The sequence below is a fragment of the Streptomyces sp. NPDC093510 genome (assembly GCF_040683555.1).
Classification (GTDB): Bacteria; Actinomycetota; Actinomycetes; order Streptomycetales; family Streptomycetaceae; genus Streptomyces.
Genome location: NZ_JBFBEE010000031.1, coordinates 37248 through 50721, shown reverse-complemented (window position 1 = coordinate 50721; position 13474 = coordinate 37248). Strand labels below are relative to the sequence as shown.

Sequence of the window (13474 nt, the reverse complement as noted above, 5' to 3'; positions counted from 1 at the left end):
CTTGAAGTCCCGCGGCCGTCAAGACCGCGCCATGGCTTCACTGTTGCCCGACGCAGGCACGGCTGTCCGAAATCTCGGCCGACAGCAGATTCGCTGCGGGCAGAGGGGGCCCGGGGTGGGGGCGGCTCTTGAGGGGGCGGGCATTGTCAGTGGGCCTGAGTACGCTGCCGACGCGGTGCGCAGGGGCAGGTGAACGCCGTGCACGGGGTGGACGCGGGCAGGAGCCCGTGACGCGAGGGGAGAGACACATGATGATCGCCGTCATCGCGGCTGTCGCCGCTGTCGCCGCGGCGGCCATCGCGGCCTGGGCGACGCTCCGGGCCAGGAGGAAGCCCGCCGGCAGGCTCAGGGTGGACGTCATGGTGACCGACGCGTCAGCTGTCCTCACGGACCAGGAGGCCGGGGTGAGAGTCCTCGACGAGCTGGTCCCCGACCGCCCTGTCCTCGATGTGGCCGTGCACAACGACGGGGGCCAGAGCTGCCTCGTGCGCCGGCTGTCCTTGGAGGTGGAGGGGCTCGTCCACGTGCCGGCGCTGGACCCGCCCCTGGTGGTCGACCTGCCGGGCGGACCGCTCACCGAGCCGCTGCCCGTCCGGGAGCGCAGACTCGGTCCCAGCGGCTCCTACCGTTTCGGTTTCCCTTTGCGGGAGGGCCACCATGCGCGGGGCGTCAGCCAGCAGGTGGCGGCCGGCGAGGACGACAGGTTCCTGGTGTGCCTGGTGGCGCAGGAGGCGGTGCGGGGCCAGGACTTCTACCGGGTGACGCTCTCCCTCGACTGCGGCAGGACCAGGCGGGGGAGGAAGCGGCAACCGGTTACGTGGGGCCCGCTCGTGGTCGCGGCGCACGGCCTGCCGGACTTCGAGACGCCGGAGGCGGTCAGAGAGCGCCTGAACCGCATCACCGACCGCGCCCGGGAACTGGCGCCGGGCGGCGGCGACGGCGTATGCGTGATCTTCAACGCCATGGCCCATCCGCTGCGGACGGCGATGGAGGACTACGTCGCCTTGTACGAGGCCAAGCTGAAGCTCCTGGAAGCGGTGCTCGGGCAGTGCCGGGAGCACATGACGGACAGGACGCCGGTCGAGACCCGGCTCACCGCCATCGGGACCGCCCTCAGCGAGGTGCAGGGCCTGTACGGGCACGCCGCCACGCTCAGGGCCTCAGCGGGTCATCCCTGAGGCCGAGCGCGGCGGGCCCCAGCCGTACCGGAGCGGAATCGGACCCTCAGTCACCGGCAGGAGCGATCCCCGTCGGGCACGCCCGCCCCCAGTTCGTCTCCGACGGGGCGTCGAGCGTCGCGCCCGTGCCGCCGATGCCGCAGTAGCCGTCGGGGTTCTTGTCCAGGTACTGCTGGTGGTACGGCTCGGCCGGCCAGAACGGGCGGGGGTCGGCCGGGAGGACCGTCGTCGTGATCCTGTCGTAGCCGGCGGCCGTCAGGACCTGCTGGTAAGCCGCAAGGGACGCGGTCGCCGTCTCCTCCTGCGCGGGGGAGTGCGTGTAGATCGCCGAGCGGTACTGCGTGCCGACGTCGTTGCCCTGGCGGAAGCCCTGCGTGGGGTTGTGGGACTCCCAGAACAGCTTGAGGAGCTCGGCGTACGTGACCTTGGACGGGTCGAAGACGACGCGGACCGCCTCCGTGTGACCGGTCAGGCCGGAGCACACCTCTTCGTAGGAGGGGTTTTCCGTGAAGCCGCCCTGGTAGCCGACGTACGTCGTCCAGACGCCCTCGGTCTGCCAGAACTTGCGCTCCGCGCCCCAGAAGCAGCCGAGCGCGAAGTCCGCGGTCTCCAGACCGTCGGGGTAGGGGCCGAGCAGCGGGTTGCCGAGGACCGTGTGGCGGGAGGGGACCTCGAATTCCGGGGTGGCCCGGCCCTTCAGGGCCTGCTCGGGGGTGGGGAGCTCGGGCGTGCGGCCGAAGATCATGCGGGTCTCCTCGTGGGTGACAGGGGTCTACGGGGGCAACGTAGGGGCGGGGCGTCGCATTCCGGCCGGTCCCATTCAGGCCGGTCCCAGCGCTTCCGTCAGTGCGGGAGCGTCGCCGGGCTGCCGCCGTTCGCCTCGTAGCCCGCGACGGCCAGGGCGCGGTACACCGCGTAGTCCGAGGCGGGGTCCGCGGACAGGGTCCAGGGCAGCGCGCCGACGTGGCCGTCCACGTGCACCAGCTGGTTCATGGCCTCCGCCCAGCGCTCGCAGCGGACCAGGAAGAAGACCAGGAGGTGGCGGACGTGCGCCAGCATCGGGTCGTCCGCGCGCGCGGCGTGCACCGCGAACATCGCGCCCTCGACGGCCTTGGTGACGACCTCGCTCTCGTAGAACCCCCGCACGAGGTTGACCTCGGGCAGGTGCTCGTAGACCGCGAAGAGGGGGAGCGCCGCGAGCAGGGAGCCGCGGGGGGCGCGGGCGGCCGCGGCCTCCGCGAAGTCGTACGCGAGGTCGCGGGAGCCGTGCCACTTCTCGCACCAGTAGTGCAGCGCCGCCAGATGCGCGCCCATGTGCGCGGGCGCGCGGTCCAGGATCTTCAGCCACAGCTGCTCGAACTCCTCGCGGGGGTACGCGAGTCCGCGCGCGATGGAGAGCTCGATGATGTACGGCACCGGGTCGCCGGGGGAGAGCAGCGCGGCCTGCGCGCACGTCTCCTTCGCCTCCTCCAGGATGATCCGGAACTCGTCCGTCCCCTGCACCGCCGTGCGCCACGCCTGCTGGACGAGGAACTCCGCGTGCACCGCGGCGCCGCCCGCGTCCTTGGGCGCCTCGGCACGCCACACCCGCAGCCACTGCCCGCCCGGGTTGTCGCTGACCCCGCCGGGCCGCTGCTGGAGCTCCAGCGAGGCCGCGCCCGCGAAGGCCTGCACGCGCTGCCAGCGCCGCTCGCCGTGCGTCTCCGTGCCGACGAGGAGCTGCGAGGCGGCCTTCCACTCCTGTGTGCGCTGCACGAGGTCGAGCACTTCGAGGAGATCGGTGTCCGGTCCCGGCATGCGGATGTCCAGCTCCTCCTGGCGCAGGAAGCCGTAGTTCGCCGGGTCCGCGGCGTCCGGCGAGCCGGGGGCCACCTGCCGGATTCCGCCGCGCCTGCGCAGCAGTACGGGCCCCAGGACCGCACCGATCATGATCACCGCGAACAGGAACCAGAGAATCTCCATGACACAAGCGAACCAGACGCGTCGGACAATTGGCCAACCTGCCGGGACGTACCCGGACCGACCCGGCAGAAGGGCGCCCGCGCGGACTACGCTCAGGCCGCATGAGTGACTCGCACAGCACGCAGAGCTTCGAGACCGTGGCGATCCACGCGGGCAACACCGCCGACCCCCTCACCGGCGCCGTCGTCCCGCCCATCTACCAGGTCTCGACCTACAAGCAGGACGGCGTCGGGGGCCTGCGCGGCGGCTATGAGTACAGCCGCAGCGCCAACCCGACGAGGACCGCCCTCGAAGAGAACCTGGCCGCGCTGGAGGGCGGCCGGCGCGGACTCGCCTTCGCGTCCGGACTGGCGGCCGAGGACTGCCTGCTCCGCACGCTGCTCAGCCCGGGTGACCACGTCGTCATCCCCAACGACGCGTACGGCGGCACCTTCCGCCTGTTCGCCAAGGTCGTGTCGCGGTGGGGTGTGGAGTGGTCGGTGGCCGACACCTCCGACCCGGAGGCCGTGCGGGCCGCGCTGACCGACCGTACGAAGGCGATCTGGGTGGAGACCCCCTCCAACCCGCTGCTCGGCATCACGGACATCGCCGCCGTCGCGCAGATCGCCCGCGAGGCCGGCGTGCGCCTCGTCGTCGACAACACCTTCGCGAGCCCCTACCTCCAGCAGCCGCTGGCGCTCGGCGCGGACGTCGTCGTGCACTCCATGACGAAGTACATGGGCGGCCACTCGGACGTCGTCGGCGGCGCGCTCGTCGTCGACGACGCGGAGCTGGGTGAGGAGCTGGCGTACCACCAGAACGCGATGGGTGCCGTCGCCGGGCCGTTCGACGCCTGGCTGGTGCTGCGCGGCATCAAGACCCTCGCGGTCCGCATGGACCGGCACAGCGAGAACGCCACCAAGGTCACCGAGATGCTGACCCGGCACGCGCGCGTGAGCCGCGTTCTCTACCCGGGCCTTCCGGAGCACCCCGGTCACGAGATCGCCGCCAAGCAGATGCGGTCCTTCGGCGGCATGGTGTCGTTCCGGGTCGAGGGCGGCGAGGAGGCGGCCGTCGAGGTCTGCAACCGCGCCAAGCTGTTCACCCTCGGCGAGTCCCTCGGCGGCGTCGAGTCGCTGATCGAGCACCCGGGCCGCATGACGCACGCCTCGGTGGCGGGCTCGGCCCTGGAGGTCCCGGCGGACCTCGTGCGTCTCTCCGTGGGCATCGAGTCGGCGGACGACCTCATCGCCGACCTCCAGCAGGCGCTGGGCTAGAGCCCCGGCAGGCCCGCCGTCACCAGCGGGTCAGGGGTGGAGTCGTGTCCGACGGCGGCTCCACCCACGGCTGGGCGAGCGACGCCCACACGGCGAACGCGACCACGGCGGCGAACAACAGGGTCCACAGGACCCGTCGTGCCGCCCTGCGCCGCCGCAGGGCCCGCCCGCCCCGCCGTACCGCGTCGTCGTGGAGCTCGGGCGGCACGGCGGGCGTCGGGCCCTCCAGAAGGCGCCGGATCGCCTGCTCCTTGCGTTCGTACTGACTCATGAGGGCGCCGCCCCGATCGGCGCCCCGGCCGGCGCGGGACCGCGCGGCGGGTGCAGGACCGTCGCCGTCGCGCGGGCGCAGATCGCCGCGACCCGGTCGGCGGGCAGGCCGAGGAGCGCCGCCGTCTGCTCCTCGGCGACGCCCTCGTACACCCGCAGGACGAGAATCAGCCGCTCCTGGGGGCTGAGCCGGGCCAGGACCCCGCCGTGGCCGCGATGGCGGCGCCAGGCGGCGCGGCCGAAGCGGAGGGCGACCTGCTGGCGGGTGCGGTCGTACGGGTCCTCGCCGCGCAGCCGGTCCCACGACGCGTAGGTGTGCGCGAGGGCGGCGGTCAGCAGGGCACGCGCGCGTGGGTTGCCGTCCGGGGGTTCGGCGGTGAGCAGTGTCGCGGCATGCAGGAGCCGCCCTGCCGCGCCCGCGACGAACGCCTCGAACTCCCGGGCACGGCGGGCGTTCCGCAACGCCTGCCGCTCTCGCACCGCGCCTCCCGGCCGGAGGCCACGAGCAAGGGGCCTCCGGTCTCATATGAGGCCAGACGCGGGGCCGGGGTCAAGACTCCGGAGTGGCCGGAACTTCTCCCCCGGATGCAGGCTGCGACGTCTGCCGCGCCGAAAGGGCGGAATTGAAGCGTGTGAGGAGCGCGCAGAAGCTCTCGCGCTCCTCCGGGTCCCAGTCCTGCGTCAGCTCGGCCATCAGCTCGCGCCGCGAGGAGCGCACCTCGTCGAGCCTGGCCTGGCCGCGCGGAGAGAGCTGGAGCACCACGGCGCGGCCGTCCTCGGGGTGCGAGGTGCGCTTGACGAGCCCGGTGTCGACCAGCGGGGCGACCTGCCGTGTGACGGTCGAGGAGTCGATGCCCATGCTCGCCGCGAGCGCCTTGACGCCCATCGGCCCTTCCTTGTCGAGACGGTTGAGCAGCAGATACGCGGCGCGGTCCATGGAATTGCGGACCTGTCCTACGCCGCCGAGGCGTGTCTGCTCCGCACGGCGGGCGAAGACCGCCACCTGGTGCTGGAGGCTGTCCAGGAGGCCGGGGTCGCTGGCGGTCGTCATGTCCGGAGTTGTGGGCATGGCCGGGGGCTCACTTCATGCGAGGGCAGTGGGTTGGGGGACAGGGTACGCGGCCGCGGCGCGTACCGTACCTGCGCTGCGCAAACCCACGCACATAACGGTCTCGTCCCTTGGTCGTCGCAGGAGGACTCGGGCGCCGGCTGCAAGACTTGCCGTCATGAGCTACCGCACGCCTGACTCCTTGCCGACGGTCACCCTCGACGACGTGCGCGGCGCGCAGAAGATGCTCTCCGGAGTGGCCCGGATGACGGCGATGGAGGGCAGCAGGCACCTGTCCCACCTGGTCGGGGCGCCGGTGCACCTCAAGTGCGAGAACCTCCAGCGGACCGGGTCCTTCAAGCTCCGCGGCGCGTACGTGCGGATCGCGGGCCTGCTCCCCGAGGAGCGCGCCGCAGGTGTCGTCGCCGCGAGCGCGGGCAATCACGCGCAGGGCGTGGCGCTGGCCTCCTCGCTCCTCGGCGTGCGCTCCACGGTCTTCATGCCGGCCGGTGCGCCGCTGCCCAAGGTCGCGGCGACGCGGGACTACGGAGCGGAGGTGCGGCTGCACGGCCAGGTGGTCGACGAGACGCTGGCCGCCGCGCAGGAGTACGCGCGGGAGACGGGCGCCGTCTTCATTCACCCCTTCGATCACCCGGACATCATCGCGGGGCAGGGCACGGTCGGCCTGGAGGTCCTGGAGCAGTGCCCGGAGGTGCGCACCCTCGTCGTCGGTGTCGGGGGAGGCGGTCTCGCGGCGGGCGTCGCGGTCGCGGTGAAGGCGCTGCGCCCGGACGTGCAGGTGATCGGCGTGCAGGCGGCGGGGTCCGCGGCCTATCCGCCCTCGCTGGCCGCCGGGCACCCGGTGTCGGTCCAGAGCCCCGCGACGATGGCCGACGGAATCAAGGTCGGCCGCCCCGGCGACGTACCGTTCCAGCTGATCGAGGACCTGGTCGACGATGTCGTCACGGTCTCCGAGGACGAGCTCTCCAGTGCCCTGCTGCTGTGCCTGGAGCGGGCCAAGATGGTCGTGGAACCGGCCGGCGCCAGTCCGGTCGCGGCGCTCCTGAGCGACCCGAAGGCGTTCGAGGGGCCGGTGGTGGCGCTGCTGTCCGGTGGCAATGTGGACCCGCTCCTGATGCAGCGCATCCTGCGGCAGGGCATGGCGGCGGCCGGGCGCTACCTGTCGTTGCGGCTGCGCCTGACGGACCGTCCCGGTGCGCTGGCCACGCTCCTCGGCGTGCTGTCGGAGGTGGACGCCAACGTCCTCGACATCAGCCACGTGCGCACCGATCCCCGGCTCGGGATCACGGAGGCGGAGGTGGAGCTGCACCTGGAGACGAAGGGCCCCGAGCACTGTGCCGAGGTGGGGGCGGCGCTGCGGACGGCGGGGTACACGGTCATCGGCTGAGGTGCCGGCGCCCGTCGGATGACGCCTGCGGGAGCGGTCCGGGACCGTCTTTGGAAAATCAGGTGAGCCGACGCGATGTATCGCGTTAGGGTGTGGTCCGCGTCACCTGCCGCCGGGCGAGTGAAGTCCGGCAAATCTAAGCTTTCCGTAGGAAGTCACCGGAAGTAACCCACCCAGGGGAGAACCCACATGCCAGGCGCCATCTACGCCGAAGGTCTGGTGAAGACCTTCGGTGACGTACGGGCTCTGGACGGCGTCGATCTGGATGTCCCGGAAGGTACCGTGCTCGGCCTCCTGGGGCCGAACGGCGCGGGCAAGACCACGGCGGTCCGCTGCCTGACCACGCTGCTCACACCGGACAGCGGCAAGGCGGTCGTCGCGGGCATCGACGTCCTCAAGCACCCCAACGAAGTGCGGCGCTCGATCGGCCTCTCCGGCCAGTTCGCCGCCGTGGACGAGTATCTGACGGGCCGTGAGAACCTCCAGATGGTCGGCCAGCTCTACCAGATGCGGGCCAAGGAGGCGAAGGCCAGGGCGGGCGAACTGCTCGACCGGTTCAACCTCGCCGACGCCGCCGACCGCCCCTCCAAGACGTACTCGGGAGGCATGCGCCGCCGGCTCGACCTCGCCGCGGCGCTCGTCGTCTCGCCGCCCGTGATGTTCATGGACGAGCCGACCACCGGCCTCGACCCGCGCAACCGCCAGCAGCTGTGGGAGGTCATCCAGGAACTCGTCTCGGGGGGTACGACGCTGCTCCTCACCACCCAGTACCTCGAAGAGGCCGACCACCTGGCGCACGACATCTGCGTCGTCGACCACGGCCGCGTCATCGCCCGCGGCACCTCCGACCAGCTCAAGGCGCAGACCGGCGGCGAGCGCGTCGAGGTCGTGGTGCACGACCGCGAGCACATCGCCACCGCCTCCGAGGTGCTGCACGGCTTCGGCAAGGGCGAGGTCGCCGTCGCCGACCACACCCGCAAGCTGACGGTCCCCGTCGCGGGCGGCGCCAAGCTGCTCGCGGAGGTCATCCGCGAGCTGGACACCCGCGGCATCGAGATCGACGACATCGGCCTGCGCCGCCCGACCCTGGACGACGTCTTCATCTCCCTCACCGGACACGTCGCCGAGCTGGCCGACGAGGGCAACGGAAAGGAGACCGGCAAGTGAGCACCGTCACCGACGCCGTGCGCACGACGGCACCCCGGCCCGCAGGCGGCATCGGCCAGTCCGTCAGGGACTCCCTGGTCGTCGCCAAGCGCAACCTGATCCGGATGTCACGCATCCCGGAGATGGTCATCTTCGGCCTGATCCAGCCGATCATGTTCGTGGTGCTGTTCAGCTATGTGTTCGGCGGCTCCATGATGATCGGCAACAGCACCGATCCGGCGGACTACCGCAACTTCCTGATGGCCGGCATCTTCGCGCAGACCGTCACCTTCGCCACCGCGGGCGCGGGCGCCGGCATCGCCGACGACATGCACAAGGGCCTCATCGACCGCTTCCGGTCGCTGCCCATGGCGCGCGGCGCGGTCCTCACCGGCCGCACCATCGCCGACCTCGTACAGACCGCGCTGACCCTGCTGGTCCTCGCGATCGTGGCGCTCCTCGTCGGCTGGCGCATCCACGAGGGGATCGGCAAGGCCCTCGGCGCGTTCGGCCTGCTGCTCCTCCTCGGCTATGCCTTCACCTGGGTCGGCGCGCTCATCGGCCTCTCGGTCCGCACCCCGGAGGCGGCCACTTCGGGTGGCCTGATCTGGCTCTTCCCGGTCACGTTCATCTCGAACGCGTTCGTGGACTCCAGCAAGATGACGCCCTGGCTGCGGCACGTCGCCGACTGGAACCCCTTCAGCGCGACCGTCCAGGCCTGCCGCGAGCTCTTCGGCAACCCCGGGGTGTCCCCGTCCGACGCCTGGCCCATGCAGCACCCCGTCTGGGCCTCGGTGATCTACTCGGTCCTGATCATCCTGATCTTCCGCACCCTCTCGGTCCGCAAGTACCGCTCGGCGACGGCCTGATCGGACATGACGGAGCCCCCGGCACTCAGGGTGCCGGGGGCTCGGTCGTGGCCGGAGCTCCGAGAGAGCGCTAGGCCGCGTACGGCTTGGCCGCGAGGATCTTCACGGAGGCGAACTTGCCGTTCGGCAGTTCGTACTCCGCGTCCTCGCCGATCTTCTTGCCGTGCACGCCGGTGCCCAGCGGGGACTGCGGCGAGTACGTCTCGATGTCGCCGCTCGCGTACTCACGGGAGGCGAGAAGGAAGGTGAGGGTGTCGTCCTCGTCGCCGTCGAAGGCGATGGTGACGACCATGCCCGGCTCCACGACACCGTCGTCGGCCGGCGCCTCGCCGACCCGCGCGGTCTCCAGGAGCTGGGTCAGCTGGCGGACGCGGAGCTCCTGCTTGCCCTGCTCCTCCTTGGCCGCGTGGTACCCGCCGTTCTCCCGCAGGTCGCCCTCTTCGCGCGCCGCGGCGATCTTGGCCGCGATCTCGGTGCGCGCAGGACCAGACAGGTACTCCAGCTCGGCCCTGAGCTGGTTGTACGCCTCCTGGGTCAGCCAGGTGACGTTCTCGCTGGTCTGGGTCACAGGTGCTCCTCGTAGGTACTGGGAATACAAAGCATCGCCCTACCCAGAAGGATGTTCCTTCACGGGTGGGCGAAACCACGAGCCTAACAATTCAGGCGCCCAAGGGGGAGGACATAAGCCATCAGATTTGCGTCAACGCAGGTGGGCGCGGTAAACGCGGAAAACCCGGGCGACGTCAGTCGGAGTGGCAGCCCAGCAGCTCGACGCTGGTGGCCTTGCTTGTCGTACGCAGAGTGACGACCTGGTCGATACGGTCCGTGCGCTGGTCGAACCGGAAGTCCTTCCGGCCCACCTCTTCGCCGGACTCGGCCTGGGAGCGCAGGGTGCAGTAGCCCCGGGCGTCGGCGTCCTTGCGGACTTCCAGGTGGGCCTCGACGGCCGTGGCCGAGACGACGTCGAACTTGATGACCTCGCCGCTGACCTTCGTACCGTCGATGTAGTCGTAGCCGAACCAGCCGACGACGCCGAGCAGCAGTACGCCGAGCACCGAACCGACGATCTTCAGCTTGCGGTCCGCGGCCTCGTCGGCCGTGCGGGTGCGGCCGTACCGGCCTTCGGGAAGACCCTTGGAGGAGCCTTCGGAAGGCCCCTCGGGGAGCTTCGAGCCCACCGCCGCCATGATCGTCCTCCAGGAACAGGGGATGCCGGAATTTTCCGCCCCCCGGTTCCGTCACTATAGAAGCCGCCCGTTGCGCCGGATGACCGAGGGCGCCCAGAACCTGAGGATCGAGTCTTGACTGAGCAGTTGCGACTGATGGCCGTTCACGCCCACCCCGACGACGAGTCGAGCAAGGGCGCGGCCACCATGGCCAAGTACGTGTCCGAGGGGGTTGACGTGCATGTCGTGACCTGCACGGGCGGGGAGCGCGGCGACATCCTCAACCCCAAGCTCCAGGGTGACAAGTACATCCAGGAGAACATCCACGAGGTGCGCAGGAAGGAGATGGACGAGGCCCGCGAGATCCTCGGCGTCAAGCAGGACTGGCTCGGCTTCGTCGACTCGGGCCTGCCCGAGGGCGACCCGCTGCCGCCGCTGCCCGAGGGCTGCTTCGCCCTGGAGGACGTCGACAAGGCGGCCGGTGAGCTGGTCCGGCAGATCCGCTCCTTCCGCCCGCAGGTCATCACGACGTACGACGAGAACGGCGGCTATCCGCACCCCGACCACATCATGACCCACAAGATCACGATGGTGGCGTTCGACGGTGCGGCGGACGCCGAGAAGTACCCGGAGAGCGAGTACGGCCCGGTCTTCCAGCCGCAGAAGCTCTACTACAACCAGGGCTTCAACCGCCCCCGCACCGAGGCGCTGCACCAGGCGATGCTCGACCGCGGCCTGGAGTCGCCGTACGGGGACTGGCTGAAGCGCTGGGACGAGTTCGAGCGGGTCGAGCGCACGCTGACCACGCACGTTCCGTGTGCCGACTTCTTCGAGGTCCGTGACAGGGCGTTGATCGCGCACGCCACGCAGATCGACCCCGACGGCGGGTGGTTCCGGGTGCCGATGGAGATCCAGAAGAAGGTCTGGCCCACGGAGGAGTACGAGCTCGCGAAGTCGCTCGTCGATACTTCCCTCCCCGAGGACGACCTCTTTGCGGGCATCCGCGACAATGCCTAGCGTGAACGCACATCTGGCAATGACGCATCTCGTCCCTCTTGCCAAGGAGGTCGACGACGACAAGGTGACCCCGGGTGTTCTCGGCTTCATCGTCTTCGCGGTGATGGCTCTCGCCGTCTGGGGTCTGATGAAGTCGATGAGCAAGCACATGCGGAAGGTCGACTTCAAGGAACCCGCGGAGAAGGAGCCGGTCGGCGCGGCGGCGGGCGAGGACGCGGGGTCCTCGAAGCCGAAGTCCGACGGCGGGAAGTAGGCGCCCCGGCGGGCGGGCGCGTCGCGGTCGCCCTACTGGGACGGGCAGGCGTTGCCGGCCGCGGAGTTGAGGAGGCCGACGACGCTCACGGTGTTGCCGCACACATTGGCGGCCACGTCGACGGGCACCTGGATGACGTTGCCGCTGAGGACGCCGGGGGAGTTCGTCGACTTCCCCGTGGCGTCCGCGCCGGGGCCGGGGCCGGAGTCGGCGGTGGCGGTGGCGGCGCCCGCGCCGCCGATGACGGCGGCCGTGACGAGGGCGGCGACGGCGAGGATCGAGCGTGTGCGCATGGGGTGCCTCTCTGCGGTGAACGAACAGACACTGCGGTGAAGAACGGACCTCTCAGGTCTCACCGGTCCCATAGGCGGATAAAACGAGTGTGGGCCGTCTGTCGGAACAGAGCCCCCCGTCCGTGGGCACCGGCGGCGCCCGGTCCCCCGCGTCCGTAGTGATCACATAGGTGTCGCCAGGCGGTTTCTCCAGTGGCGAGGCGTAGGAAGCGTGCATAGAACGGGATACACGCCACCCACGCGCGGGGCGAGGACGTCCCGCTGAAATGGAGAAGAGAAGATGGCCGCTGAGTCATTCTCTGCCGCTGGGGATACTTCCGGGACCGGCGAACCTCTGCTTGCGACATCGGTCCACTGGGGCACCGCGCAGTTCGGCGCCCCACCTCGCGACCAGCCCGTCCCATGGCCGCAGACAGCAGACCCCACACCGGACCCGACACCGGACCCGACGGTCGACCCGGCCGTCGCCGGAGCCATCGGGATCGACACCCGCGTCGCTCCCCCGGAGGGGCCCGCGCACGACGCCGCCGCCGACGAAGCGGCCCCGGCAGAGGCGGTGCCGGAGGACGACGAGGGCGCGGTGGCGGAGCTCATACGCGTCGCCGTCGTGTCCAGGCCCCTGGACGACGTCGTCGACCTCGTCACCCTCCTGGAGCAGTCGCCCGCCGGCATGCCGACCGCCGCCTCGGTGCTCCGCCTGGCCGCCGTGGCCCGGTCCGTCGACGACGTGACCCGGCTGGTGGAGCTGCTGGGCCCGCCGGAGCACCCCGCCGAGAACATGGAACAGGCCATCCGGCACGCCGCCGAGGAGCGTCCCATCCCGGAGGTGAGCCGGCTCGTCCACCTGCTGTCCCGGCCCCCGCACGACCCGCACAACGGCGCCGAGGTGGTGCACGCCGCCGGTACGACCAGGTCCGTCGAGGAGCTGATGCAGCTGATCGGCAGCCTGAAGGAGTACAGGGACGCCGACGCCGAAGCCGATGCCGCGGCGGCCGCCGAAGCCGCGGCCACCGGAACCGCGGCCACCGGAACCGCGGCCGCCGGAACCGCGAACGCGGCGCTCACGCCGAACGGCGAAGCCGTCAGGCCCTCGCCCGCCGCGGCCACCGGTGCGGTTCCGCAGGCACAGGCGCAGGCGCAGGTGCAGGACAGGGCGCACCTCGTGTGGCTGCGCCGCGTGGCGGGCGTACTCCTGCTGCTCTGCGCGGCGGCTCATGCCCCGCTGAACTGGTCGGACGCGCCGAGCCTCGGTCTCCCCGCCGCGATCGGTGCGGCCGCCGTCTGCGCCCTGGCGGGCGTGGCACTGTGCCTGAGCCGGTCGCCGTTCGTGGCCGTGGTGGGCGCCCTGGCCGCGGGTGCGCTGACGATCGGCCACCTCGTGGACGGCCGCCTCGATTCCACGACCCTCGCCTACGTGCTGCGGCCCGGCGGGGTGGCGGCACCGCTCCCGGCCCTGTCGGCGGTGGCCGCGACGCTGACCGCACTGCTGGTCGTGGCACTCACGGTCGCCGCTCTCAGGGCCGTCGGCGGCAGGTACCCGGCACCGCGCCGGTAGACGGCACGCGACACACACAGCGCGCGACACACCGCACGCGACAGGAACGAAGG

The 13474-nt window shown here is 71.1% G+C and carries 16 protein-coding genes; 8 read left to right on the top strand and 8 right to left on the bottom strand.

The window, feature by feature from the left end; all coding sequences use genetic code 11:
* Positions 1-248 precede the first annotated feature (248 nt).
* Positions 249-1178: a hypothetical protein gene (locus tag AB0N81_RS35565; RefSeq protein WP_365365873.1), complete on the top strand. Its 930-nt coding sequence runs from the start codon at positions 249-251 to the stop codon at positions 1176-1178.
* Between the two features lie 46 nt (positions 1179-1224).
* On the opposite strand, the gene msrA is transcribed toward AB0N81_RS35565, so the two are convergent.
* Positions 1225-1923: a peptide-methionine (S)-S-oxide reductase MsrA gene (msrA, locus tag AB0N81_RS35560; protein ID WP_365365871.1), complete on the bottom strand. Its 699-nt coding sequence runs from the start codon at positions 1921-1923 to the stop codon at positions 1225-1227.
* A gap of 98 nt (positions 1924-2021) precedes the next feature.
* Positions 2022-3140 (bottom strand): hypothetical protein, encoded by a 1119-nt coding sequence (locus tag AB0N81_RS35555; RefSeq protein ID WP_365365869.1) that lies wholly within the window; start codon positions 3138-3140, stop codon positions 2022-2024.
* Positions 3141-3241: 101 nt separating this feature from the next.
* On the opposite strand from AB0N81_RS35555, the gene AB0N81_RS35550 reads away from it, so the two are divergent.
* Complete coding sequence (locus tag AB0N81_RS35550) at positions 3242-4396, top strand: cystathionine gamma-synthase (protein WP_365365867.1); 1155 nt, start codon at positions 3242-3244, stop codon at positions 4394-4396.
* Positions 4397-4415: 19 nt separating this feature from the next.
* Here the strand turns inward: AB0N81_RS35550 and AB0N81_RS35545 are convergent, their stop codons facing one another.
* From AB0N81_RS35545 to AB0N81_RS35535, 3 genes are all read right to left on the bottom strand, one after another.
* Positions 4416-4667 carry a hypothetical protein gene (locus AB0N81_RS35545; RefSeq protein ID WP_365365865.1) on the bottom strand — a complete coding sequence of 84 codons (252 nt, stop codon included), beginning with the start codon at positions 4665-4667 and terminating at the stop codon, positions 4416-4418.
* Positions 4664-5146 carry a sigma factor-like helix-turn-helix DNA-binding protein gene (locus AB0N81_RS35540; RefSeq protein WP_365365863.1) on the bottom strand — a complete coding sequence of 161 codons (483 nt, stop codon included), beginning with the start codon at positions 5144-5146 and terminating at the stop codon, positions 4664-4666. The genes AB0N81_RS35545 and AB0N81_RS35540 overlap by 4 nt, the downstream gene beginning before the upstream one ends.
* A gap of 70 nt (positions 5147-5216) precedes the next feature.
* Positions 5217-5735, bottom strand: coding sequence for a MarR family transcriptional regulator (locus AB0N81_RS35535; RefSeq protein WP_365365861.1), 519 nt, complete (start codon positions 5733-5735; stop codon positions 5217-5219).
* Between the two features lie 157 nt (positions 5736-5892).
* Here AB0N81_RS35535 and ilvA point away from each other — a divergent pair, with 157 nt between their 5' ends.
* From ilvA to AB0N81_RS35520, 3 genes are all read left to right on the top strand, one after another.
* Positions 5893-7122 carry a threonine ammonia-lyase gene (gene ilvA / locus AB0N81_RS35530; RefSeq protein WP_365365859.1) on the top strand — a complete coding sequence of 410 codons (1230 nt, stop codon included), beginning with the start codon at positions 5893-5895 and terminating at the stop codon, positions 7120-7122.
* 189 nt (positions 7123-7311) lie between these two features.
* Positions 7312-8289 carry an ATP-binding cassette domain-containing protein gene (locus AB0N81_RS35525; RefSeq protein WP_365365857.1) on the top strand — a complete coding sequence of 326 codons (978 nt, stop codon included), beginning with the start codon at positions 7312-7314 and terminating at the stop codon, positions 8287-8289.
* The gene (locus tag AB0N81_RS35520; protein ID WP_365365855.1) at positions 8286-9137 is read left to right on the top strand and encodes an ABC transporter permease; all 852 of its coding nucleotides are present in this window, start codon (positions 8286-8288) and stop codon (positions 9135-9137) included. The genes AB0N81_RS35525 and AB0N81_RS35520 overlap by 4 nt, the downstream gene beginning before the upstream one ends.
* A 70-nt stretch (positions 9138-9207) precedes the next feature.
* On the opposite strand, the gene greA is transcribed toward AB0N81_RS35520, so the two are convergent.
* Together greA and AB0N81_RS35510 are read right to left on the bottom strand one after the other, a co-directional pair.
* On the bottom strand, positions 9208-9705 hold the full coding sequence (gene greA / locus AB0N81_RS35515; protein WP_365365853.1) for a transcription elongation factor GreA: 498 nt from the start codon (positions 9703-9705) through the stop codon (positions 9208-9210).
* Between the two features lie 175 nt (positions 9706-9880).
* Positions 9881-10324, bottom strand: a complete 444-nt coding sequence (locus tag AB0N81_RS35510) for a DUF4307 domain-containing protein (RefSeq protein WP_365365851.1) — start codon at positions 10322-10324, stop codon at positions 9881-9883.
* A gap of 114 nt (positions 10325-10438) precedes the next feature.
* Between AB0N81_RS35510 and mca the strand changes: the two genes are divergently transcribed.
* Both mca and AB0N81_RS35500 read left to right on the top strand, forming a co-directional pair.
* Complete coding sequence (mca, locus tag AB0N81_RS35505) at positions 10439-11320, top strand: mycothiol conjugate amidase Mca (RefSeq protein ID WP_365365849.1); 882 nt, start codon at positions 10439-10441, stop codon at positions 11318-11320.
* Positions 11313-11573, top strand: coding sequence for a hypothetical protein (locus AB0N81_RS35500; RefSeq protein WP_365365846.1), 261 nt, complete (start codon positions 11313-11315; stop codon positions 11571-11573). The genes mca and AB0N81_RS35500 overlap by 8 nt, the downstream gene beginning before the upstream one ends.
* A 32-nt stretch (positions 11574-11605) precedes the next feature.
* On the opposite strand, the gene AB0N81_RS35495 is transcribed toward AB0N81_RS35500, so the two are convergent.
* Positions 11606-11866 carry a chaplin gene (locus AB0N81_RS35495; RefSeq protein WP_365365844.1) on the bottom strand — a complete coding sequence of 87 codons (261 nt, stop codon included), beginning with the start codon at positions 11864-11866 and terminating at the stop codon, positions 11606-11608.
* A gap of 280 nt (positions 11867-12146) precedes the next feature.
* Between AB0N81_RS35495 and AB0N81_RS35490 the strand changes: the two genes are divergently transcribed.
* Positions 12147-13421: a hypothetical protein gene (locus tag AB0N81_RS35490; RefSeq protein ID WP_365365843.1), complete on the top strand. Its 1275-nt coding sequence runs from the start codon at positions 12147-12149 to the stop codon at positions 13419-13421.
* Positions 13422-13474 lie beyond the last annotated feature (53 nt).